Origin of the sequence: Shewanella sp. (genome assembly GCF_041630135.1) — a bacterium.
GTDB lineage: Bacteria > Pseudomonadota > Gammaproteobacteria > Enterobacterales > Shewanellaceae > Shewanella.
Map to the genome: position 1 here is coordinate 74,136 of NZ_JBFKLW010000004.1, position 23,107 is coordinate 97,242.

The window sequence follows — 23,107 nt, forward strand, 5'->3', positions numbered from 1 at the left end:
TTGTTATCTACCAAGAGTAACCTATTGTCTGTAAAGGCTAAATAAAAACGGCGACTCAATGTCGCCGTTTTTTGGTTATCACATCAGCCAACAACCAACATTTCGCACTTATGACAGTCAAACACCAATTTGAACTGCTTGCCACCCAGTTCCATTTCCAGTGGCTCGGCCTTGATGCCCGGCACTTCTTTCGGGCACATGTTGTAGCTGTAGCGGATACAGTGCTTGGTGATCATTAAAGGTGCATCACCTTTCACTGGCCGCACTTCATAGGCGTCGCGAATCGATACCACACCATGGCGGGTAAAGAAGTCCTTGGCCTTCTGGTTGGCCACGTTGGCAAGGTAAGTCATGCTTTTTTGTGGATAGCGCACACTGTCATCACGCTCCCATGGGGTTGGCCGCTGATAGCCATCGATACGGGCCTTGGACAGCGCCTCGATGGCATCACGGCGCAAGCCATTGATAATGGATGCTGGCGCAAATACGCCACCGGCGTTGCCCACATTTACCTTGCCCAGCATAAAGTCGGTGTTACCCAGCTTGCCGAGGTTCTTTTTCAGACCTTCGCAGTTGCGGGCAACATCATTGGCCTGCTGCTTTTCAAAATCGGCGCTCACGGTCACGCTGTGGCCGTGGCGATCGGCGGCAAAGAGAGAAAGGCCCGCAGGGGTTTCTTCCAGCGCGAAATCGACCGTCACAAGGCGCTCGGCAGACTCTTTGGCCAGCAGCATCTCAAATTCCTGATCGTGGTTACGGTACAGGGTGACGCCCACCCGCAGCTCTTCTGGAATACTTTTCAAATACAACTGTTTGCCTTCGGCACGGTTTACCCGAAAGCCGGTAAGCTTATCGTCCGACAAACGCGCCTTTTCATAATTACGGGCAAAGAAGCCAAGACCATCGCCATTGTGAAACTCGACGTTTGAATCCACAACAATATGATCTTTGGCGATTTTGCTGACCTTCCCTACCTCAACGCCAAGGTATTTTGGAGTACGGAAATCTGCAATTTCAGGCTTGCGCTCATGAACAAAATAGTCGGTCTTACCGCGGTTGAAGCTCTTGTCCGGGTCCGGCACAAAGCTGTAGCTGCAGCGGCCATGGGAGGCACTTTCAAATTCGGGGCGACGGGCAATAATGGCATCAAGCTGCTGACGATAGTGGGCAGTCACGTTTTTCACATAACTTAAGTCTTTAAGACGCCCCTCTATCTTGAATGAACGGATACCGGCATCAATCAGCGCCTCGAGGTTTTCGGTCTGATTGTTGTCTTTAAGCGACAGCATGTGCTCGTTGGTGGCAATGGTCTCGCCCTGACGGGTCTTGAGATTGCCCGGCATGCGGCACTGCTGCGAGCATTCACCGCGGTTGGCACTGCGATTATCGGTATAGGCTTCACTGATATAGCACTGGCCACTGAAAGCCACGCACAGGGCACCGTGGATAAAAAACTCAAGGCGCAAGTTGGTTTCGGCAGCCACATCGCGGATCTGACTCAGACTGAGCTCTCGGGCGAGTACAGCCTGGGAGAAACCCACGTGCTCCAGAAAGGCCACCTTGGCTGGCACCCGGTTGTCCATCTGGGTACTGGCGTGCAAGGCTATCGGCGGCAGTTCCATCTCAAGCAAACCGAGATCCTGCACGATAATGGCATCGGCTCCGGCTTCATACACATCCCAAATCAGCTGACGGGCTTGTTCAAGCTCAGAGTCAAACATGATGGTGTTTACAGTCACAAACACCTGGGCATGGTAGCGGTGGGCAAACTCGCACAGACGGGCGATATCGGCAATGCTGTTACCGGCGGTATGGCGGGCACCAAAGGCCGGTGCGCCAATGTAAACCGCATCGGCACCGTGACGAATGGCTTCAATTCCGTAGTCGGCGTTTTTAGCCGGGGCCAACAGCTCCAGCTTATTGTCGGCAAGCTTTACCGGCTCAGGGGTCGCCTGGGCCTGGAATTTGCCTGGAATGAAAATTTCAACGCCTTCTGTACTCATGAATCAAACTCGTCTGCTTAGCTGGAAAAGCCCGGGAGAAAAAATCGGAGGCAGAGTATAGCAGAGCCAGTCTTTCAGAAAAGACTTATGAGCCTGTGCGCAAAAAATAATCAACCCTCGACTGCGCCAGAAGGGCGGTAAAACACCGCCAGCCAAACGCTGGGGCTATCCTTTGCTGTAGCTTCGACCCGGTGGCGCACATGGGCGGGGATATTGACATAGTCACCGGGTGCCAATGTCAGCCGGCTGCCATCTTCATATGCCAGCACGGCGCTGCCACTGAGCAGGATCACCCACTCGTGGTCGTCCTGATCGTACCATTCTCCTGCAGGAGTAGTGTGACCATGGGATACGATACGCTCGATACGACAGCCTGATGAGCCGGCAAGGGTGTCAAACACTTCGTTGGTAATATCGGTCGGCAGAGGTGAAAAAAGATTAGGCATTTTCTTACATTAAATCCCGGTAGAGATCCGCATAGATGGCTCTGTGACGTCCGAAAAGAAAGCGTCTCAGGGCTTCTCGGGCCTCACAGCTCGCCAGAATACGTGCCGCAACCACGCCGTTTTCATTACGCACCGGCTCCACTGCCAATGGCACCAGCTCACCACCGGGTAATTCCAATTGCATATCACCGCGACTCTGAAGCTCACCCTGTTCTTTCAAAGTAACACCAGAACTCGACAGGGACAGCACCTGCAGGGGCACGCCGCCTTCACTGGCCTTAACCACTACACCATCAAGGTCGGTCAAGCGCCAGCTTCTCTCACTGCCCCGGGTATCGAGTACTTCGGGGATCCCCAGTTCCGGGTTGAACTGCCCCCATTCATCTAGGCGCATCGATAAAGGGAAAAACAGCTTGTAATGGCTGACCTCCGCCAGAAGCGTCAGCTTGGCCGCCCCCAGCAGGCGCGCGACCAATTCAGGTACTTCTGTGGAAATTGTTAACCTGTGTGCTTCGGGTAATTCATCTCCCTGCCCGATGGCAAACAGCTCTTTAAAGCTGTCCAGCTCTTCCAGAGAGAATTTATAACTGTCCATATCCATCATCATGAAAATTTGCATTTGCCGCGCAAATTTAACATGGGTTTGGACAGTGTTCAATTTTCCAGCAATCAAAGCATCATAATTGCCTGTGCAACACCAAAATAAAAAGCGACCGAATAACGGTCGCTTACAGACGCAGGACTTATCAGAACTCCCGATAAGATCGATACGGGATCTTAAAAAAGATCAGGTAGAACACAGGTACTATGATGAGCGTTAATATGGTTGCAACCCCAAGGCCGAACATCACTACCGCAGCCATGCTTTCAAAAAAAGCATCAGTGATCAGCGGCAGCATGCCTAAAATCGTAGTAATGGCAGCCATGCACACTGGCCTTACCCGACTGACGGTAGATTCAAATACCGCTTCAAATGGTTCTTTGCCTTCATTGATTTCAAGGTTTATCTGATCAAGCAGCACAATACCATTCTTGAGCAGCATCCCTGAAAGACTCAGCATACCCAACAGCGCCATAAAGCTGAATGGCTTGTCCAAAACCAACAGGCCGAGGGTAATACCGATTATGGCAAGCGGCACACAGGCCCAAATAACCAGAGGCTTACGCACCGAGTTAAACAGGAACACTGTAATAAGAAACATGAACAAAAAGCCCAATGGCAACGTTGCAAATAAGGACTCCTGAGCATCCTGGGAGGATTCAAACTCACCGCCCCACACCAGTTCATAGCCTGCAGGCATTTCGATGGCTTCGACCTCTGCACGCATCGTCGCAAACAGCTCCGCGGGCAAAATGTCATATTCAAAATCTGCGTCGGCAAAAACAGTCAAGGTACGCTTGCGATCGCGACGCTGAATAATGGGGTCTTCAAACTTGACCTCAAAACCATCTACAACCTGTTGCAGGGGCACCAGTGTCTTGAGTACAGGGCTCCAAATCCTGATACTCTCCAACGATTCAATTTCAACTCGCTCATCATCCGGTAAACGTCCAATAATGGGTAACAGGGTTGTGCCCTCACGATAGACGCCTATCTGTACCCCGGCGAAAGCAAACTTAATCGCTTCATCGACCTCACTTTTGACAATACCAAGCCGGCGAGCCTGAGTTTCATTAAACTGCGGCGCAATATACTTCACCCGTTCACGCCAGTCGTGGCGCACGTTGACAGTACCGGGAGTGGATGCGAATACAGCCTGAACCTGAACACCAAGCGCACGCAGTACGTCCGGATCTGCACCGGAAATCCGCGCCTCAATCTTGGCATCGGTGGAAGGCCCTACTTCCAGGCGTTTGAACTTAAGCTGTGCCTGGGGAAAACCCTGCTCCATTTGGGCCCGGAATCCTGTCATGACCCCTACCAGCGTATCAAATGAGCTGGTGCGGATAGCGATTTGCCCATAGGCGGCATAGTTCTTTTCCGGCCCGTAGGTCAGCAAAAAACGTGGGAAACCTTTGCCCACAGTTGATGCCACAAACTCGACATCAGCTAATTCAGACGCCAGGTCCTCCATGGCAGTCACTACCTTTTGCGTTTCACGGATGTCCGTACCTTCCGGCAACCAAACATCCACTAAAAAGATAGGCGTGGTAGACGGAGGAAAAAACGACTGTTTAACCAAACCAAAACCCACCACAGAAGCAATAAAGGCAATGACAACTGCAATCACGCTGATGTATCGAAAACGCATGCACAAATCCAGCATGCGTTTATAGAAGACAAAAAAAGCGCCGCCGTAGGGGTCCTTGGTTTCACCGCCCGTCTGCGGCTCACCCTGCCCACCGAAAAACAACTTGGCGAAAAAGGGCGTAATGGTAATAGCGGTGATCCACGACAGGAACAGCGAGAACAACAGCACCCAGAACAGAGAGCCGGCAAATTCACCGGTAGCATCCGGCGACAAACCAATAGGCGCAAATGCGGTAATGGCAATGACTGTCGCACCAAGCAACGGCCACATGGTTTGCTTTACAATGGCCTCTGAGGCCTCCAGGGTGGTTTTACCCTGCTGGCGCCCGATGAGTATGCCTTCAACCACCACGATGGCATTATCCACCAGCATCCCCAGCGCGATAATCAGCGCCCCAAGAGAGATACGTTGCAACTCAATTTGCGCCTGCAACATAAGGATAAAGGTACCCAGACAGGTTAAAAACAGGATCAGACCAATCAGGATGCCACTCTTTACCCCCATAAACAGCAAGAGTACACCGATAACGATCACGACAGCGGCAATCAGGTTCCAGACAAAACTGCCAACTGATTTATCCACTTCAACCGGTTGATTGTACATGGTCTCGATTTTCATCCCTGCCGGACGGGCTGAATCGATGTGTGCCAGCTTGGCGTCTATTGCCTCACCAACCGCCACCACATTGACACCACTGGAAAAGGAGATCCCCAGATTGATAGCACGATTCTGATTGAAGCTCAGTACATTGGTGGGGATTTCCTGATAGCCCCGACGCACAGTGGCGACATCTTTCAGATAAATCAGTTTATCGCCGCTGGTGCCGGGAATAATCAACTCCTGCAACTCTTCGACTGAGCGCGAACCACCACTGGTGCGAATACGCAAATTATCACCTGACACCTGAATGTTACCGGCGTCGGAAACCATATTCTGGGAATTGAGCAGATTGGATATCAGGTTAGGATCAAGATTCGAACTCGCCGCCTTATTTAGCGACATTTCCACATAAATTTGCTCTTTTTGCTCACCGGCGAGGGATACTTTTCCGACTCCGGGAACCAATTCAAGCTCACGCTTTACATAGTCAACATAGTCTTTCAAATCCCGATAACTGTAATCTCTGCCGGTGATCATCAGCATGATCCCGAATACATCACCAAAATCATCATTCACCATGGGCGGCTGAGCACCAGGTGGCAAACTGGGCGCCATATCATTGACCTTGCGCCTGAGCTCATCCCAAATCTGCGGCAGCTCTTCAGGCCCATAGTGATTTTTCATTGTCACCGTGATTTGAGACAGACCGGATGTACTTAAAGAGCGGATTTTATCAACGTAGGGTAACGCCTGTATTGCCTTCTCCACCGAATAAGTGACCTCTTCTTCCACCTCAGTAGAGGTGGCACCGGGGTACAAGGTCACAACCACAGCATCTTTGATGGTGAAAGGTGGGTCCTCCAATTGACCGAGGCCAAGAAAGGCGACACTGCCGCCAATCAGCAGAATAAGGGTAAACATCCAGCTGATGACTGAGTTTTTGACGAAATAGCCTGCAACACTCATTGTCTGTCCTTATCCTTTAGTCAGTTCAACTTTCTGGCCGTCAGTCAGGCGCGATTGGCCCTGCACCACAACTATCTGGCCATCTTCAAGCCCGGAGGTCACTTCAATGCTGTGCCCAACAATCACACCCACAGTGACATTCTTAAACTGCACAACACCACTAACCGGGTCGTACAACCAGACTCCAGCATCCTGCATTTCTATGTCACTGCCATCCCTCATAATCACGGCACTTACGGGGATCAGATATTCACGGCTATAGGTGTAAGTCACTGTACTCAGATCGACAGTGACCTTGGCGGGCATCCCTTCAAGGACTTTGAAGTCCGGATCCATATCGACAGCAATGGTGGCAACATAGGTGTGGGAAACCGGATCTTTTTCAGTACTGACCTCCAACAACCGTCCGGTGAAGGTTTTGCCGGGGAAAGCTTCAAATGACACATCAAACGCTTTTTTCTGCGCCTTTGGATCACTGCGACGGGACACTGCAATCAGAAGATCCGGTACCTGCACATCCACTTCAATTTGTTCCAGTCGATGGATGCTTAATACCGCACTGCCAGGCTGCACGTTTTCGAAAGAATCCAGATATACATCGCCTACCACGCCATCGAAGGGCGCCTTAAGTTCGGTGTATTCCAACATCAGCTCTGCCTGGCGCGCCTCGGCACGAGCCACCAGATATTGAGCGTGCATTTGATCGTATTCGGCCTGAGCCATCAACTTTTGGTCGACCAGTACTTTGGAACGCTCAGCTTGCTTTTGCGTGACATCCAATCGTGCCCGACGGTCGTTCAACACGATTTGAAAATCGTTTTTCTCAAGCAACGCCAGCAGCTCTCCGGCTTTTACCCGCTGCCCCTTAGTCACCGGGATACGGGCAATTCGTCCCTCCACCCGAAATGCCAGTGAGGTAAGATCCTGAGCCCGTGCCACCCCGTTAAATACCCGACTGACATGATTTTCTGCATGGGGAATGGTGTAAACCTTCACCCTGACCGGATCGGATTCAATTACAGGCGCCTGTCGGCAGCCAGCCAATATCAGCGGAAGCAGTGCCAAACAAAACCATCTATTCATCGTCACAGTCCCCGCTCCTTGATCCAGCGTACCGCGCCTTGACCATCTTTTAATTCTTCAGCACCGGCGACAACCAGAAAATCCCCATCAGCCAGCCCCGAAATGAGTCTGTGCCCCTGCAGAACGACCTCTACTTTTTCTACTTTTTGGCTATCTGCCAACCAACGAAACACCCAGGTTTTTCCTGAGTCACTGATAATCGCCCCAGCAGGGATCTCTGGAGAAGGGCCAGCATCGGCCGCAGGCAAAGTAACTCTTACCGACGCAGACATGCCCGGCAAGATATTCAGCTGCGGTGGCATCGGCAAAGTTAAAATCATGGTGAAAGTGCCTGTTGCGCTGTCTGCTACCGTGCTCATTTCTTTCAACGAGGCCTGAAACCAGGCATCACGACTGTCGAAACGGACTTCAGGCGGTACTATGCGACCACCGTTGGCCTGATTGCGCTGAATCACACCAATGAATTGCTCAGGCAACTGAAAACTCACATCTATCGAGTTCTCGTTTCGTATCCCCAGAACCGGTTCCTGGGCACGAACAAACTCAAACTGGCGCTTGTCGCGTTTGGAAATCACACCATCATAAGGCGCCTTGAGGCGGGTATAGGCCAATTCAACCTCGGCCTTATCGAGCGCGGCTTTGGCTACATCATGATCGCTTTTTGACTTGTCAAAATCGTTACGGGAAACCACCCCTTGCTCAACCAGATTCAGATTGCGCTGATACAAAACACGAGCAAGCTCATACTGGGCTTTAGCCACTTCAAGCTGTTGCTCATAGAGGGCCGGATCCAACACTGCCAACAACTGCCCCGCCTTCACCTCTTCACCGGGGCGCACATGGATGGATTGAATTTCCCCTCCAACCCTGAATGACAAACCTGCGCGTTCAGAGGCTCTCACCTCAGCAGGCAAAGTTCGTTGGCTCGCGCCGTCAGCCAAAGAGATTTGAGCCACTTTTACTGGCCTTGGTGCCTCAACGGCCAACGCCGTGTGCACGCCCCCCACTCCCGGCAGAACACTCACCCAGAACAGGGATAACAGCCTGAACCTGGTCATTGGAAACTCCTGTAATGTTGCTTTTGCCACCTGATTGCAATCAGGTAACTACCCGGTAAAAATACTAACAGTTTTATATACACCTGCACATAAAGCCAATAAATTGAACCACTTTTCAAGCATAAAAAAACGGAGCACCAGGCTCCGTTTTTTAATATCAGTCAGGCTTACTTAACAAAGTCCACACCCAGCTGGATGTCACCTTTCAGGGTGTCCAGCATGGCGTCGCGGGCGTTGGCTTCAAACGCGCTCACTTCACCATAAGGCAGTACTTTTTCTACGCCGTTTTTGCCCAGCAGCACTGGCTGAGCGAAGAACACTGCATGCTCGCTGCCGCCGTCAACATAGGCGCATTCAACCACGTTGGCTTCGCCCTGCAGACCACGGATAAGAGACATACCGAAACGGAAAGCCGCCTGACCCATAGACAGAGTCGCGCTGCCGCCACCGGCCTTGGCTTCTACGACTTCGGTACCGGCGTTCTGGATGCGCTTGGTCAGAGCAGCCACTTCTTCATCGCTGAAGCTTACGCCTTCGATTTGAGACAGCAGAGGCAGAATGGTCACGCCACTGTGGCCGCCAATCACATTTACTTTCACGCTGGCTACGTCAACGCCTTTGGCTTCAGCAACGAAGGTCTCAGCGCGGATAACGTCCAGAGTGGTCACACCGAACAGACGGTTCTTGTCGTAAACACCGGCTTTTTTCAACACTTCAGCAGCGATGGCTACAGTGGTGTTAACCGGGTTGGTGATGATACCAACCAACGCCTTCGGACAGGTAACGGCAACCTTTTCAATCAGGTTACGCACGATACCGGCGTTGATGTTGAACAGATCAGAACGGTCCATGCCTGGCTTACGGGCAACACCGGCAGAAATCAGTACCACATCGGCACCTTCCAGCGCAGGTGTTGGATCTTCACCGGCAAAACCTTTTACCTCAACGGCGGTAGGGATGTGGCTCAGATCTACGGCAACACCTGGTGTCACAGGAGCAATGTCGTACAGAGACAGCTGTGAACCAGCAGGCAGTTGGGTTTTCAGAAGTAGGGCGAGAGCCTGGCCGATACCACCGGCGGCACCAAGAACAGCAACTTTCATAGTAATCTCCGTTATATCTCGGATATTTGTGAGGTAGATCCGTATTTGATGGCGCAACATTAAAGCATAGTCACACAAATTTCAATTATCCCTTAGTCGCGCAGGGTCTGGCTTTGCGACAAATTTACTTGCCATTGTCAGCATTTTGAAACACCTGTTTGACGAGCCATCCGGATGGCTGCGTCAGCGTGAATTTTTATTCACAGAAACTGGTAATACCTTGACTTTTTATTGAAAAATATGCAGAATGCGCAGGATTTTTGAATAACTACAAAGCCGCCTACTATGCAAAAAAGTCAAGATGATCTCGTCAGAACGTTCAAGGCGTTGTTAAAGGAAGAGCGCTTTGGCTCCCAAAGTGAGATAGTTAATGCGCTGCAGGCCGAAGGCTTCAGCAACATTAACCAATCCAAAGTCTCTCGCATGCTGAGCAAGTTTGGGGCCGTGCGCACCCGCAATGCCAAGCAGGAAATGGTTTACTGCCTGCCTGCAGAACTTGGTGTTCCCACCGCAGGCAGTCCGCTGAAAAACCTAGTGCTGGATGTCGATCACAACCAAGCCATGATAGTAGTGCGCACCAGCCCAGGGGCTGCTCAGTTAATTGCGCGCCTGCTGGACTCCATAGGCAAGCCCGAAGGGATCCTTGGCACTATCGCCGGTGACGATACCATTTTTATCTGCCCTTCCAGCATCAAGACCATCGAAGAAACCCTGGATACGGTGAAGTCACTGTTTAACTACGCGGACTGATGTCGACAACAAATAGCATCCATAAAAAACGCCTCAATCGAGGCGTTTTTTATGGATGCTATTCTTGGCCGGACTCAATCCAATTCCTGAATCAGGAAATCCAGCGATGGTGCAAAGAAGGATGAACCTGTCAGCGCCTGAGTAAAATGCATCAGGTGATCATGGTTACCTTCACCATCACCGTGAACCATGGAAGCCAGCATATTTTCAAAGTGTAACGGGGTACGGCACACGGAGATGAACATCAGTCCCTGTTCTTTCACTGAGCCATAAGGCATGCTCTGGCGCAGAATCTCCATCGACCTGCCCTGCTCATCTTTCAGGTTCACCCGCTTGATATGGCTGGTAAGCGGCTTATCAATCGAGGCGTACTCGATATTATCGACTTTGGTGCGGCCGATAATGTCCTCCTGCTTTTTCACCGGCAGGCGGTGCCATTTCGACAGGTTATGAGCGTACTTTTGTACATGCACATAACTGCCTCCCCGAAAAGACGGTTCTTCATCCCCCACCAGGGCAACTTCCTGACGTTTGCGCCCTCTGGGGTTTTCTGTGCCATCCACAAAGCCAGTCAGATCCCGATTGTCCATAAAGCGGAAACCACGTACTTCCTCAATGAGTTCCACTTGTTCTTCCAACATCTGATCCACCTCGTTGGCCACCAAATGCAATATATCCAGTCGGTCACAACGCAGATGCACAAATAAATCGTACTCAATCGCCGGTGCATCCCGGTTGTCGTTATGCATGGCCGGAAATGGCTTCAACAGCGAGGGGCGCGAGCCTGCGAAGAGGTTATCCCAATAATTGGCGCCCACGGCAACAAAACCATTAAAAGCACTGTCGGCATACTGGTCTGTCAGGTCGTAGAGGTATTGGGCAACGCTGGCCAGAGAAGCCCGCAGTGACGCCTCAACGCCATCGGCGGCATTGAACATCAGATAAACGCTGTGAAGATTCCCCTCAGCGCACACCCCCAATTGTTCACGTGGCATAGCCTGTTTATCCATATTATTAAGACCTTACTGAATATGTCATTGTCGGCCACATTATCCGGTACTTTAACGGAAAATATCACCGAGCGGCGCACATTACACGCGATTACATCAAGTTAATGATTAATATCCAGCCGCTTGCCCATCCTTGCGACTCTCTGATGCACCCCGATACACGCCGGTTTTCACATCCACACCAATAGCCTGATAGCCACCAAATTCCCCCAGCGCATCACGAAGTACATGGCCTTTCTTCACCAGCTCGCGACGTGTTTCCATCGAAAAGCCTGACTCCAGACTCACATAGCCGCCGTCGCTCATCACTTCACCGGTAGGCTCACTGGAACCTGAATGCAGGATACGCGGCGCATCTCCTGCCTCCTGCAGGTTCATCCCAAAATCAATAAGGTTGATGATGATTTGTGCGTGCATTTGAGGCTGAGTTGCGCCGCCCATCACTCCAAAGCTGAGCCAGGGCTGGCCGTCTTTAGTGACAAAAGCGGGAATAATAGTGTGAAACGGCCGCTTACCCGGGGCGTAGGAGTTGGGTCTGCCGGGGGTCAAATCAAACAGCTGCCCGCGATCCTGAAGCACAAAGCCCAGATCCGGTGGCGTCATGCCCGATCCCATGCCACGGAAATTACTCTGAATGAGCGACACCATATTGCCTTCGCCATCGGCGGTAGTGAGATATACGGTATCCCCCTGCTGTAAATTTGGATTGCCCGGCTCAACCGACTTGGCAGCTCTTGGGCCGATCAAATGAGCACGTTCGCGGTTGTATTTCTCGGAAATCAGCTCAGCTACCGGCACTTCGACGAAGGCCATATCGGCATAGAAGCGAGCCCTGTCGGCAAAGGCGAGCTTCTTGGCTTCAACAAAATGGTGCACATATTCGGGACTGTCATGCCCCATGGCGGCAATATCAAAGCCTTCGAGGCTCTTTAAGATTTGCAGCGCAGCTATGCCCTGACCACTCGGTGGCAATTCCCACACATCATAGCCACGGTAATTAACCGAGACAGGCTCAATCCATTCACTGCTGTGACCAGCCAAATCGTCATAACTCAAGTAGCCGCCATTGGCCTTAATATAAGTGTCTATGCTGCGGGCAATGTCGCCTTTGTAAAAGGCATCGCGGCCACCTTCGGCTATCTTGCGGTAAGTATTGGCAAGGGCAGGATTTTTCATGATTTCGCCCACGGCCGGCATCTTGCCGCCGGGCATATAGGTTTCTTTAAAGCCAGGAAACTGCCCCAGCTTACGGGCGCTTCCCGCCAAATAATAGGCAATAAGTTCTGAGACGGGGAAGCCCTGTTCGGCATAACGAATCGATGGCGCCAGCACCTGTTTCATCGGCAGATGGCCAAAACGGTCATGGAGTTCGAACCAGCCATCCACGGCGCCGGGTACAGATACAGGCAAGGGGCCATAGGGGGGTAAAAACTCAAGTCCCTTGGCCTGAAGCATCTCCAGTGTCAGCGACTTGGGGCTGCGCCCGGAGGCGTTGAGGCCATAAAGCTTTTTGTCTTTGGCGCTCCAGACAATGGCAAAAAGATCGCCGCCGACACCGGCCCCCGTGGGTTCCACCAGCCCGAGCATGGCATTGGCGGCAATGGCCGCATCCACGGCACTGCCGCCTGCTTTAAGCACATCCAGCGCTACCTGAGTTGCCAGAGGCTGACTGGTGGCCGCCATCCCACCGCTGGCATATACCTCAGAGCGGGACGCAAATGCTTTTCCGGTGATCCTGTCCATGGCGCAAACACCTCCTGAAACCAATACCGAGCCCAGAGTCAGGGCTGCGGTCAGCGTAGAAAATCTGTTCATGCGAGTACCTCCGTGCTCACAAAGTACACAGTTTTCAGCTGCAAATCACCTGTTTAAGGAAAGATGACCGGCGAAATTGCCTCCGCCTTTAGTCGTACCCGACTCCCGGTGGCCAGATGGGCCAGATGGCTGTGAATATCCAGCACCTGCTGCCCAAGGCGCACCAGATAGTGGCAGCCATTGCCAAGGAAACGTCGCTCGAGAATTTCGCCCTCGCCGTCATCTGCCGCTTCAATCTCAATCTCTTCCGGACGCAACAGCCACTGGCCGCTGGCTGGCAAACCGCTGACATCCAGGCCCAGTGTGTGGCAGCCAAGGGGACTGTGCAGGCAGTCTCCACTGACAGTGACGTCAAGATAATTGCTGGTACCGAGGAAGTCAGCGACATAAGGCGTTTTCGGCAGCTGATACAACACCTCAGGCACCCCATGCTGCACTATTCGCCCTTCTTCAAACAATGCCAAGGTATCGGCAAAGGCAAAAGCTTCGTCTTTACTGTGGGTAACGAACACCGCACTCACATTGTGAGCCCTGAGGATGGCACGAATTTCCAGCATCAGCGCACGGCGCACCTGGGCATCGATGTTGGAAAAAGGCTCATCCAGCAACAGCAGCTGCGGCTCATAGGCCAGCGCACGCGCAATCGACACCCGTTGCTGCTGGCCGCCGGACAGCTCGTGGGGGTAGCGACTGCCAAGCCCATCGAGCTTAATCAAAGCAAGCATTTTATTAAGTCGTTGCGCCCGCGCGCCCTTGTCCAACCCACGAACACCAAAAAGGATATTGTCGGCCACCGTCAGATGGGGGAATAGCGCGTAATCCTGAAAAATCATGCCAATACCGCGCTTCTCTGGCGGTACAAATACGCCATCGCCACTCACCGCAGCGCCATTAATGGCAATCTTGCCCTGGCTGATATCCTGAAGTCCGGCAATGGCCCTGAGCAACGTGGTTTTACCGCAACCACTTGGGCCAAGCAGAGCCACTATTTCCCCCTGAGTGAGGGTCAGTGACAATCCTTTGAGCACGGCGGCGCCACGGTAATCACTGTGCAGATTGTCGATTTGCAGGGTGGACATTTCAGCCCTCCTTCTCAAGACTTCGATTCAGGAAAATCAGTGGGATAAGCCCCACCAGCACAATCACAATGGCGGCAAGTGCGCCTTGCTCGAGCCGCTCATCCGATACGAACTCAAACACATGGGTGGCAAGGTTTTCAAAGCCGATGGGACGCAGCAACAGCGCCGCCGGCAGTTCCTTCATGGCTTCAATAAACACCAGCAGCAGCGATGCCAGAATGCCGGTACGCAGCAGCGGTAAATGCACCTTAAAAAACAGTGCCATCGGCCCCTTACCCATGGAGAGCGCCGCCATATCCAATGAGGGCGACAGCCTGCGCCAGGAGTTTTCGATGCCGCCAATGGCAATGGCCACAAAACGCACGCAAAAGGCAAACACCAACGCTACTGTGCTGCCGGTAAACAGCAGCCCCGGACCTGTAAGCCCAAGCCAGGCACACAAATCGTTGATACCGAAATCAAGCCAGGTCAGCGGCCCCAATACCCCAATAGCCAGCACTGTGCCCGGCAGCGCATAGCCGGTGGCGCCGAGTCTGGCAGGCCAGCTATCCATCGGTCTTGGGCTTATCCGCCCCACAAACAGCAGCGCCAATGCCAACAGCACGCACAGCAGCGCGGTCAGGGCCGACAGCAAAAAGCTGTTCCAGCTGTATTGCCAAAACTCGCTTTGCCAACTCACATCGAAGTAATCGATTGCGTAGCCAAGCAATATTGCCAGCGGCAGTAAAAAGGAAGCAAACAGCAGCACCGTGCAATAACTCACCCCCAACCAACGCCAATGGCCAATGTTCAGGCGGGGGATTTGCCCGGTCAGGGCCTGGCGCTGAAACAGCTGTTGGCGACGTCTGGCGAATCGCTCAAGGTAAATCAGCAAAAACACCGCCACCAGGATAATCACCGATAGCTTGGACGCCGATGCCAGACTGCCATAGCCAAGCCATGTGTCGTACACCGCCGTAGTAAGCGTAGGCACAGCGAAATAGCTGACAGTGGCAAAATCAGCGGCAGTTTCCATGGCCACCAGAGCTACGCCGGCGGCAATGGCAGGCCTCGCCATAGGCAGTGCCAGTCGCCAGAAACTGGTCTTCTCGCTGGCGCCCATGATACGGGATGCTTGCAGCAGGCTTAACGACTGCTCCATAAAAGCAGTGCGGGCCAGTAAAAATACATAGGGAAACAGTACCAGCGCCAGCATCACAGTAGCGCCGCCAAGGCTTCGAATTTCTGGGAAGTAATAGTCGCCGGGGCCTGTGGCATCCAGTAAGCCCCGCACAAAGCGCTGCACCGGTCCGGGGTAATCCAGGAGATCGGTGTACACGTAGGCGACCACATAACCAGGCATGGCCAGTGGCAACAGCAGCGACCACTGAAAAAACTGTCTGCCCGGCAGTTCGCAGCGGGCAACCAGCCAGGCGGCTGGCACGGCAAACAGCACCGACAGCAGTGACACCCCCAACATCAACAGCGCCGTGTTGGCCACATAGGTGGGCAGAACCGTATCAAACAGATGCGAAAAAACCTCACCATCGGGCAAGGCCGCTGTGATCAGCAGAGCAAGCAGCGGAGTCAGCAGCAGGAATGCAATAAAAAAACCCAGAAACGACCAGCGCTTGGGCAATCCAACAACCATAGATATTTCCGGTTACGGCGCCTTCCCGTGGCGCCGTTGTCAGTCGGGGAAGGCTTGCGCCTGCCCCTGGCTATCCCGCCATTAGAGATCGAACTTCACTTCATCCAGCAGCTTGACTGCCGCACCGTGGTACTCGGCAAGTTTGCCGATTGGCAGACTGTCGGCTTTAAATTCACCCCATGACGCCACCATCTCAGATGGTTTTACATCGACCTTTACCGGGTATTCCATGTTCACTTCGGCATAGGCCTGCTGGGCCTTGTCCGAGGCCAAAAACTCCATCAGCTTCACCGCCTGTTCACGGTTTGGAGCATGCTTGGGCAGCGCCATTCCCGACACATTGATGTGAGTACCGCGGTTTTTCTGGTTGGGGAAGTTAATGTAAACGGCTTCGGCCCAGCTCTTTTGCTCAGGGTTTTGCATCATGGCGCCAAAGTAGTAGCTGTTACCAATGGCAATATCGCACAGGCCCTCTTTCACTGCCTTAACCTGCGCCCGGTCATTACCCTGCGGCTTGCGCGCCAGGTTGGCCTTGAGGCCTTCCAGCCAGGTACGGGCCTCAGCTTCGCCCTTATTGGCAATCATGGATGCCACCAGCGAGATGTTGTAAGGGTGCTTACCACTACGGGTACAGATTTTGCCTTTGAATTCAGGCTTGGCCAGATCTTCATAGTCGATATCCAGCTTACCCAGACGCTCTTTTGAGGAATAGAGGCTGCGGGTCCGGACGGTCAGTGCGTACCAGTCATCATCGCCGGAGCGCAGCTGCGCCGGAATATTCTCTTTGAGCACGTCACTGTCGACCTTATCCACCAGTTGCTTATCCACCAGCTCCATCAGCTTGGAAAATTCAGAGGTCAACACCAGATCCGCCGGTGACAGCCGGCCTTCACGCTGCAAGCGCTCAGCAATGCCGTCTTTGGCAAACACCACCTGAGTTTCAATCCCGGTTTCTTTGGTAAACTCCGCCAGAATAGGCTCAATCAGAAATGCCTGACGATAGGAATAAACAGTCAGCTTGTCAGCAGCCATGCTCGAGCCAGCAAAACAGGCCAGACCGGCCAGCAGAACTCCCTTGGAAATTTTCATGACGAACTCCGGTGATAGGTATGCCAATTGAAGATGGAGCTGCATGCAGGCCAGCTTTAAGCAGGCTCAGGCCGCTATCCCCATCCGTTATCAATCTAACTAATGATAATTATTATCACTTCGATAAAGGGTAATTCAAGGACTGGAACCTGGCAACAAAAAAACGTCGAAATGTTATCTTACATCATGATTTAAAAAGATTTTACTGTTGATGCTTAAGCTGGTTAAAGGTCAATAACCGCACAGTATCGCAAACTAAACTAAACTGAAACTTAATTGTTTCGGACTCAGGAGTGAGACCCCATGGCACTGTCGTTGCTGATCCTGGCCTCAGTATTAACGCTGGGCTGGTTTATCTACAGCCGCTATCAGTCAGCTCACTGGCATCAGCGCCAACGCAAACACAGACATAATCTTCATCAACAGGATATTCATGCTGCCAACCAATTCAGAGACCATACTCTGTGCGAAACGCTGGAAGACGTAAAAGCGCACGTGCGCCACAGTGCAGGTATTCCTCAGGGTCATCATCCCTTCCACTGTGTTGCGGTTGCCGCTGGCAATGAGGACTGCCAAGCCAGAAAAGCCATTGATGGGAAACGATTTTTATCCGCTGACGCCCCGCAACTTCCGTTACCCGGTTGCCAGCAGGCCAACTGCCAATGCCACTACGAACACTATGAAGATAGGCGAGTGCCAGGGTCAGATCGACGGGCAAGGTACGGCCTCAGTGAAGAGCTTTACGGCCATTTCGGCGAAACCAACAAACGTATGATGCCCAAGGGCCGCAGGCACACCGACATCTGATGCCACCCAGGCCCACGGCGCGGGCAGAAAACCGGCCCCAAAAGTTACTCAGGCCTGGGTGTCACAGGCCTGAGTATTAAAAGTGAACCTTTTTTAGGGTTCAGTTAGGCCGGGTCTCGGCAAAAATGGGCAACTCACGGATGTCGTCAAACCATAGCGCCAATGCTGGCGCGAGGTTACGCCACTCCAGCGAGGGATGCCGGAACTCAATGTATTCAATCAAACATACCAACGCCATGGCACGGATATCTATACGTCCTGAACTGCCTGCGCCCTGACGTTCAAGCTCCCTGAATCCCCGCAACAGCGCCTGCTCGAACCGGGCGGTCCAGAAAGGTGAACGGACTCCTTCATCTTCGCGCATCTGCTCCTGACGCAGCTTCACCGCACTGTCAATCAGCCCTTTTATCAGCGAAAACTGACACTGCGCCTGCCAGTCAGCATTAGGATCTCCAAACAGCTGTCCTTTGGCATAGGTCACATCCAAATAGCGACTGATGACTTCACTGTCGTACAGGGCTGAACCATCGTTCAAAAACAGGCAGGGGATTTGCCCAAGCGGATTACCCGACAACAACTGGTCGCCGTTATCGAACGGATTGGTGCCAATCTCTTCAACCTTGAGTTCCAGGTATCGCACCATAATACGCACCAAACGTGAGTATGGAGACGGCGCCGAGCACAGAAGTTTCATGACTTTATCCTTATTTAGAGCGTGTGACTTTTTATGGTTATTTTTAGCAGATGTTGAACCAGATAAAGCCCTTGATCTTTATCCCTTGCTATTTGATTTGATTGGCTTAACTACACAAGCTTGCTTGTTTCAAGGCTGCTGGTTTGCCAACCAGAACAAACCGTCATCTCGAAAAATCAACGCGGGCTCATTTACCAATATTTTTCTACTGTGATATTACCGGGTGCCCGGCGCAGGTTTTTGACCAGCCCACGCTCAAGCAGCAGCGTCTGGCACTCGGCTACCATGCCCGGATTACCGCAAATCATCACCTGGGAATATTCTGGCGACAGACTAAGCCCTGTCATAGCTTCCAGTTCGCCCGAGGCAAGGGCCTGGGGAATACGTTGTTGCAAAGCCTGAGGGAAAGGTTCGCGGGTAACCGAAAGCACCAAATGAAAATTTGGGTTAGCCGTGGCAAGTGCCTGTAAATCCGCAAGGTAAGCCAAATCTTCGGCGTGCCTGACACCATAAACCACCACCAGATGCTCAAATCGTGCCTCAGGTTCAGGCGTTTTCAACATGGAAATAAAGGGACCAATCGCAGTTCCGGTAGCCAACATCCAAAGCTGACGTCCCGTCCTGTCGGCTCTGGGTAATTCATCCAGGGTCATAAACCCAGTGGCGGTGGCCGATACTTCCACAGTATCGCCCACGTCGAGGTCCTGGAGTTTGGGGGATAACTGGCCGTCTTCAACGGCAACAGCAAGCACTTCAAGATATTCGCTGCCGGGAGGGTTCACTAACGAGTACGCCCGCCCCACCCGTCGCTCTTCATGCTGCAGACTGAGCTTAATAAACTGCCCGGCGATAAAAGGGGAAATATCAGCTTTAATTTGCAAACTGAACAGTTTATCAGTCCAGTCACGCCGCCCCTGAATAGTGCCTTCTACCCACATGTTCGCTCTCGCTGCTATATAGCCTAGTCTTCAGCATAAGCACTGGACAGCGAAATAAAAACCCTTTTTATAAAAGGCCTTTACTTACTGCCCGGAGACAGCATGGAGAGCTTCACTCAGTTTTCTCAGAAGTGCCGGCATTGCTGAAACTATCGATAAAGTCCTGCAACCCTTTTTGCACCAACTCGTAAGTCTTATCGACGCCAGCAGCAATATCCCCTTCAAGCACCTTGAGGCCCGAGAGGATATCCCGTGCCTCTTTAAAGCCTTGATCGATTGCGCCACCTATGATGTTCATAAAGCCACTGAGTTGCTCATCGAAGCTCTGACTGACATTTTGTGACTGATGCAGGGAAAAAAATTGGGTGGCAAAGTCCACTATGCGACCGGCGGTGGCCTCTGGTGAGGTATCAACACCTTCATCTGCCAGACGCTGAATGGCCTGTTCTCCCATGGCGGGTGCCAACTCCTCGTTAATAGCTTCAATGGCGGCGCGGTACAAGAGCACCATGGGCTCGTCTGCGGCACTTAAGCTCACTTCTTGCTGCGCAGAGAGGATCGCAGCATTCATCAACGCCCGACTGGAGTGGGCAGCAGTTTTCTGACTGGCGACGACGGCAACATCCTGACCGTGATTACGACCAGTCTGGGTTGACTTATCCTTGGCAATCGCCGATACCTCGGCGCCGTGATTTTGCTGACTGGGACGGATTTCCATAACACACCTCGATAACTCGATGGCATACCACCTTATTATCGACCATTTTTTGCACAACTTTAACCAATTAAAGCCGATGAGCGCTGAACCTGAACAGCTTTGAATACCTGCTACATTTGTTGGCCGGAAATTAGAGTTAGACTTAAGTTTTAATTCAAAGTTAAGCAGGCTTAGGTATAATGCCCAGCCTTTATTGACACACCTCACACAAAAGGATAAATGTGAGAGGTGTATCGCGCTCACTCATATCAGGATACCGTGCGTGAACAATCCAAAGTTACCAGAAGCAAAAACCCGAAGTGCCAGTTGCAAGAATTGCGACCGACTGACGGAAATTGAAGGCGAGCAGCTGTGCTTCAGGGATGGCCGTATTATTCGCTTATTACCTGCAGATGCAAACAAACAACCCCTGCTGCTATGCGAAGGGTGGAAGCCAGATTCTCCTCTGGCGACGAAGGACGATTAGCAGCAGCTGACACTGGCTTGGCGTGCAGACTCGCGTTCTGCGATAATGCCATCCAGTGATAGGTCTGTATTTAATTTGGCCAGTGTTAAACCTCGGGTAGATACCCGGAGTCCGGCACAAAGATCGGCGTAGATATCCTCTAGCCCTTCCGGACTGACCTGACGCTTTCTCAAGGTTGTGGAGACAGCATTCCAATCCGTGGTGACTTTCTCCGGCATACCTTCCAGATTGACCAACAAAGCGATATTTTTCATAGCGACTCCGTTATAACGCCCACGTTTTTAAAGGATTATGATGGGCGCTTGCTGAATCACACCTGAACTTCACTTCATCTTTTGTTCATGTTGAATGTGCCATAGACGGCTGTACAAACCGCCTTTGGCAAGCAGTTCACTGTGGCTGCCCTGTTCAGCAATTTTGCCCTGACTGAGCACCACAATACGGTCGGCATCCACTATGGTCGACAGCCTGTGGGCCACCACCAAACTTGTGTGCCCAACAGCCACTTCCCTGAGGGCATCAAGAATGGCTTTCTCGGAGCGGCTGTCCAGCGACGAAGTGGCTTCATCAAACACCAGAATCGGCGAGCCCTTGAGCATAGCCCTGGCAATGGCCACCCGTTGCTTTTCGCCACCCGACAACTTAAGCCCACGTTCACCAACTTTAGTCTCAAGCCCCTGGGGCAGCGAGGCCACAAAGTCCGCCAAGTGAGCATGCTTAATCACCTCGCGCACTTCATCATCGCTGGCACCGGGACGCCCATAGCGGACATTCTCCAACAAGGTGTCGTTAAAGAGCACTGTGTCCTGAGGCACAATGGCCATAGCCCTGCGCAGACTATCCTGAGTCATATCCCGGATATCAACACCATCAATTAAGATACGTCCGCCTGTGACATCATAAAAGCGAAACAACAGCTTAATCAGAGTAGACTTGCCAGCACCGCTGTCACCCACCACTGCCACCTTTTCACCGGGTGCCAGGGTAAAGCTCACCTCGTTAAGAATGGGGCGCTCGTCATAACGGAAAGACACCTGCTCAAAGCAAACCTCACCGCGCTGGCACTGAAATGCCTGTGCTGTGTCTTTATTCAAAATCTTCGGCGTCTGATCCAACAGGCCAAACATGCGCTCAATGTTGGCCAGAGCACCGCGAATCTCGCGGTACACAAACCCCAAAAAGTTGAGCGGCATGAAGAGCTGCATCATAAAGGCATTAATCAGCACAAAGTCCCCCAGAGTCATCTTGCTCTCGGTGACCTGAGCTGCTGCCAACGCCATCATGGCCGTCATGGCGGCGGCAATGATAAAGGCCTGACCACCGTTCAGGACAAACAACGACAAGCGATTGTTGCGCTTGGCTGTTTCCCAGGCCTCCAACGCCTTGTCATAGTGGTCTGCTTCATACTTTTCATTATTAAAGTATTTGACGGTTTCATAATTGAGCAGGCTGTCGATGGCGCGGGTATTCGAAACGGAATCGGCCTTGGCCGCCTCTCGCACGTATCCGGTGCGCCACTCAGTGGCTACCACGCTGAAGCCAATATAAGCCAGGACTGAAACCAGAGTAATAGCGGCAAACTGCCAGCCATAGTTCACAAAAAAAATACCTACAACCAGGCAGATTTCCAGCAGTGTAGGTACGATATTGAACACCATAAATCGCATCAGAAAACTGACACCACTGGTTCCACGTTCAATATCACGTGACAAGCCGCCGGTGCGACGCTCGAGGTGAAAATCCAAATCCAGCCGGTGCAGATGTTCAAACACTGCCAGCCCCAATCGCCGGATGGCTCGCTCGGTCACCCGGCCGAAAAGGGTATCGCGGATCTCCCCTGTCAGCGCCATCACCAACCTAGCCCCCCCATAAGCCAGTACCAAACCTATGGGAACTGCCACCAGCGCCTGCACTCTGCCTTCATCCAGGTCATCCACCAGCGCTTTAAGTAAGAAAGGCATGCCCACGCTGGCAAGCTTGGCTACCACCAGACAAGCGAGCGCAAGTAAAATACGCCCTTTGAACTCCAGCAAATAAGGCCAGAGCATCCTGAGCACTTTCCAATTAAGTTTATCGACAGGGCCTTCGAAATAGGCTGATGGGCGCATAGATTGACTGTCCAAATGGTTTGACAGTCATATTAACACTTCAACCGATACTTGCGCGTCTGCGTTTGACAAAGAGGGCATCCGCAGAACCATCAAATCTCAACCCTCAATTTACAGCACAATAACCTGTAAAATGTAAATTAGTAATTCTTAAGACTGACATTGCGGTAGACTGGATAGCCTGTTTATACTACTGACAGGTTTTTTTTTGGGTATCTTCCCCCTTTGTGGTTATACATAAAAAAAGAATTTGCTAATCTGTGGCCAGTCCAAAGGTAGCTGGCAACACCAGCGCCGGAAAACCCAAAAAAATATTAAATTATCTAATTAATTACAAAGACTTATGGGATATTTATGTTGGATTCTTCAAAAGTTCAGTACCCACCTCTTACGCTAATCCAGACTTGGGTATGGATGATGATGGAATCAGGCAATCCCGAGTTACAGGAAAAAGGCAGACGCAATCTGATCAATTCCTTCGGAAGTTTGGCT

General features: G+C 52.0%; 21 protein-coding genes. 4 read left to right on the forward strand and 17 right to left on the reverse strand.

Translation table 11 applies throughout. The features are described from left to right. Positions 1 to 83: 83 nt before the first annotated feature. The 7 genes from ABYK60_RS02145 to mdh form a co-directional block, all read right to left on the reverse strand. Complete coding sequence (locus ABYK60_RS02145) at positions 84 to 2,003, reverse strand: U32 family peptidase (RefSeq protein WP_372870271.1); 1,920 nt, start codon at positions 2,001 to 2,003, stop codon at positions 84 to 86. A 110-nt stretch (positions 2,004 to 2,113) separates the two neighbouring features. Beyond that, positions 2,114 to 2,449, reverse strand: coding sequence for a cupin domain-containing protein (locus ABYK60_RS02150; RefSeq protein ID WP_372870272.1), 336 nt, complete (start codon positions 2,447 to 2,449; stop codon positions 2,114 to 2,116). Positions 2,450 to 2,453: 4 nt separating this feature from the next. Continuing rightward, entirely contained in the window at positions 2,454 to 3,044 is a 591-nt protein-coding gene (locus ABYK60_RS02155) for a hypothetical protein (protein WP_372870273.1), read from the reverse strand. Between the two features lie 151 nt (positions 3,045 to 3,195). Beyond that, positions 3,196 to 6,267 (reverse strand): efflux RND transporter permease subunit, encoded by a 3,072-nt coding sequence (locus ABYK60_RS02160; RefSeq protein WP_372870274.1) that lies wholly within the window; start codon positions 6,265 to 6,267, stop codon positions 3,196 to 3,198. Positions 6,268 to 6,276: 9 nt separating this feature from the next. Then, positions 6,277 to 7,350 carry an efflux RND transporter periplasmic adaptor subunit gene (locus ABYK60_RS02165; protein ID WP_372870275.1) on the reverse strand — a complete coding sequence of 358 codons (1,074 nt, stop codon included), beginning with the start codon at positions 7,348 to 7,350 and terminating at the stop codon, positions 6,277 to 6,279. A 2-nt stretch (positions 7,351 to 7,352) separates the two neighbouring features. Continuing rightward, positions 7,353 to 8,408, reverse strand: coding sequence for an efflux RND transporter periplasmic adaptor subunit (locus ABYK60_RS02170; RefSeq protein ID WP_372870276.1), 1,056 nt, complete (start codon positions 8,406 to 8,408; stop codon positions 7,353 to 7,355). A gap of 167 nt (positions 8,409 to 8,575) precedes the next feature. After that, positions 8,576 to 9,511 (reverse strand): malate dehydrogenase, encoded by a 936-nt coding sequence (mdh, locus tag ABYK60_RS02175; protein ID WP_372870277.1) that lies wholly within the window; start codon positions 9,509 to 9,511, stop codon positions 8,576 to 8,578. Positions 9,512 to 9,796: 285 nt separating this feature from the next. On the opposite strand from mdh, the gene argR reads away from it, so the two are divergent. Further along, on the forward strand, positions 9,797 to 10,261 hold the full coding sequence (argR, locus tag ABYK60_RS02180; protein WP_372870278.1) for a transcriptional regulator ArgR: 465 nt from the start codon (positions 9,797 to 9,799) through the stop codon (positions 10,259 to 10,261). Between the two features lie 74 nt (positions 10,262 to 10,335). Here the strand turns inward: argR and ABYK60_RS02185 are convergent, their stop codons facing one another. The 5 genes from ABYK60_RS02185 to ABYK60_RS02205 form a co-directional block, all read right to left on the reverse strand. Continuing rightward, on the reverse strand, positions 10,336 to 11,271 hold the full coding sequence (locus ABYK60_RS02185) for a Dyp-type peroxidase (protein ID WP_372870279.1): 936 nt from the start codon (positions 11,269 to 11,271) through the stop codon (positions 10,336 to 10,338). A gap of 108 nt (positions 11,272 to 11,379) precedes the next feature. Next, positions 11,380 to 13,086, reverse strand: coding sequence for a gamma-glutamyltransferase (gene ggt / locus ABYK60_RS02190; RefSeq protein ID WP_372870280.1), 1,707 nt, complete (start codon positions 13,084 to 13,086; stop codon positions 11,380 to 11,382). A 53-nt stretch (positions 13,087 to 13,139) separates the two neighbouring features. Then, positions 13,140 to 14,165 carry an ABC transporter ATP-binding protein gene (locus tag ABYK60_RS02195; protein WP_372870281.1) on the reverse strand — a complete coding sequence of 342 codons (1,026 nt, stop codon included), beginning with the start codon at positions 14,163 to 14,165 and terminating at the stop codon, positions 13,140 to 13,142. Position 14,166: 1 nt separating this feature from the next. Beyond that, positions 14,167 to 15,795 carry an ABC transporter permease gene (locus ABYK60_RS02200; RefSeq protein ID WP_372870282.1) on the reverse strand — a complete coding sequence of 543 codons (1,629 nt, stop codon included), beginning with the start codon at positions 15,793 to 15,795 and terminating at the stop codon, positions 14,167 to 14,169. A gap of 81 nt (positions 15,796 to 15,876) precedes the next feature. Further along, on the reverse strand, positions 15,877 to 16,884 hold the full coding sequence (locus ABYK60_RS02205) for an extracellular solute-binding protein (RefSeq protein WP_372870283.1): 1,008 nt from the start codon (positions 16,882 to 16,884) through the stop codon (positions 15,877 to 15,879). A gap of 303 nt (positions 16,885 to 17,187) precedes the next feature. On the opposite strand from ABYK60_RS02205, the gene ABYK60_RS02210 reads away from it, so the two are divergent. Then, positions 17,188 to 17,691 carry a hypothetical protein gene (locus ABYK60_RS02210; RefSeq protein ID WP_372870284.1) on the forward strand — a complete coding sequence of 168 codons (504 nt, stop codon included), beginning with the start codon at positions 17,188 to 17,190 and terminating at the stop codon, positions 17,689 to 17,691. Positions 17,692 to 17,791: 100 nt separating this feature from the next. Here the strand turns inward: ABYK60_RS02210 and ABYK60_RS02215 are convergent, their stop codons facing one another. The 3 genes from ABYK60_RS02215 to ABYK60_RS02225 all read right to left on the reverse strand — a co-directional run bounded on the left by ABYK60_RS02215 (position 17,792) and on the right by ABYK60_RS02225 (position 20,041). Further along, complete coding sequence (locus ABYK60_RS02215; protein ID WP_372870285.1) at positions 17,792 to 18,385, reverse strand: glutathione S-transferase; 594 nt, start codon at positions 18,383 to 18,385, stop codon at positions 17,792 to 17,794. 191 nt (positions 18,386 to 18,576) lie between these two features. Then, positions 18,577 to 19,323, reverse strand: coding sequence for a ferredoxin--NADP reductase (locus tag ABYK60_RS02220; protein WP_372870286.1), 747 nt, complete (start codon positions 19,321 to 19,323; stop codon positions 18,577 to 18,579). A gap of 112 nt (positions 19,324 to 19,435) precedes the next feature. Beyond that, positions 19,436 to 20,041 carry a DUF5610 domain-containing protein gene (locus ABYK60_RS02225; RefSeq protein WP_372870287.1) on the reverse strand — a complete coding sequence of 202 codons (606 nt, stop codon included), beginning with the start codon at positions 20,039 to 20,041 and terminating at the stop codon, positions 19,436 to 19,438. 262 nt (positions 20,042 to 20,303) lie between these two features. Here ABYK60_RS02225 and ABYK60_RS02230 point away from each other — a divergent pair, with 262 nt between their 5' ends. After that, positions 20,304 to 20,507 (forward strand): hypothetical protein, encoded by a 204-nt coding sequence (locus ABYK60_RS02230; RefSeq protein WP_372870288.1) that lies wholly within the window; start codon positions 20,304 to 20,306, stop codon positions 20,505 to 20,507. Here the strand turns inward: ABYK60_RS02230 and ABYK60_RS02235 are convergent. Next, a complete protein-coding gene (locus tag ABYK60_RS02235) occupies positions 20,504 to 20,761 on the reverse strand; it encodes a hypothetical protein (protein WP_372870289.1) in 258 nt (85 codons plus the stop codon). The genes ABYK60_RS02230 and ABYK60_RS02235 overlap by 4 nt on opposite strands. Before the next feature lie 69 nt (positions 20,762 to 20,830). Beyond that, positions 20,831 to 22,615: an ABC transporter ATP-binding protein/permease gene (locus tag ABYK60_RS02240; protein WP_372870290.1), complete on the reverse strand. Its 1,785-nt coding sequence runs from the start codon at positions 22,613 to 22,615 to the stop codon at positions 20,831 to 20,833. Positions 22,616 to 22,875: 260 nt separating this feature from the next. Here ABYK60_RS02240 and ABYK60_RS02245 point away from each other — a divergent pair. After that, a partial coding sequence (locus ABYK60_RS02245; protein WP_372870297.1) for a hypothetical protein occupies positions 22,876 to 23,107 on the forward strand: 232 nt, incomplete at its 3' end.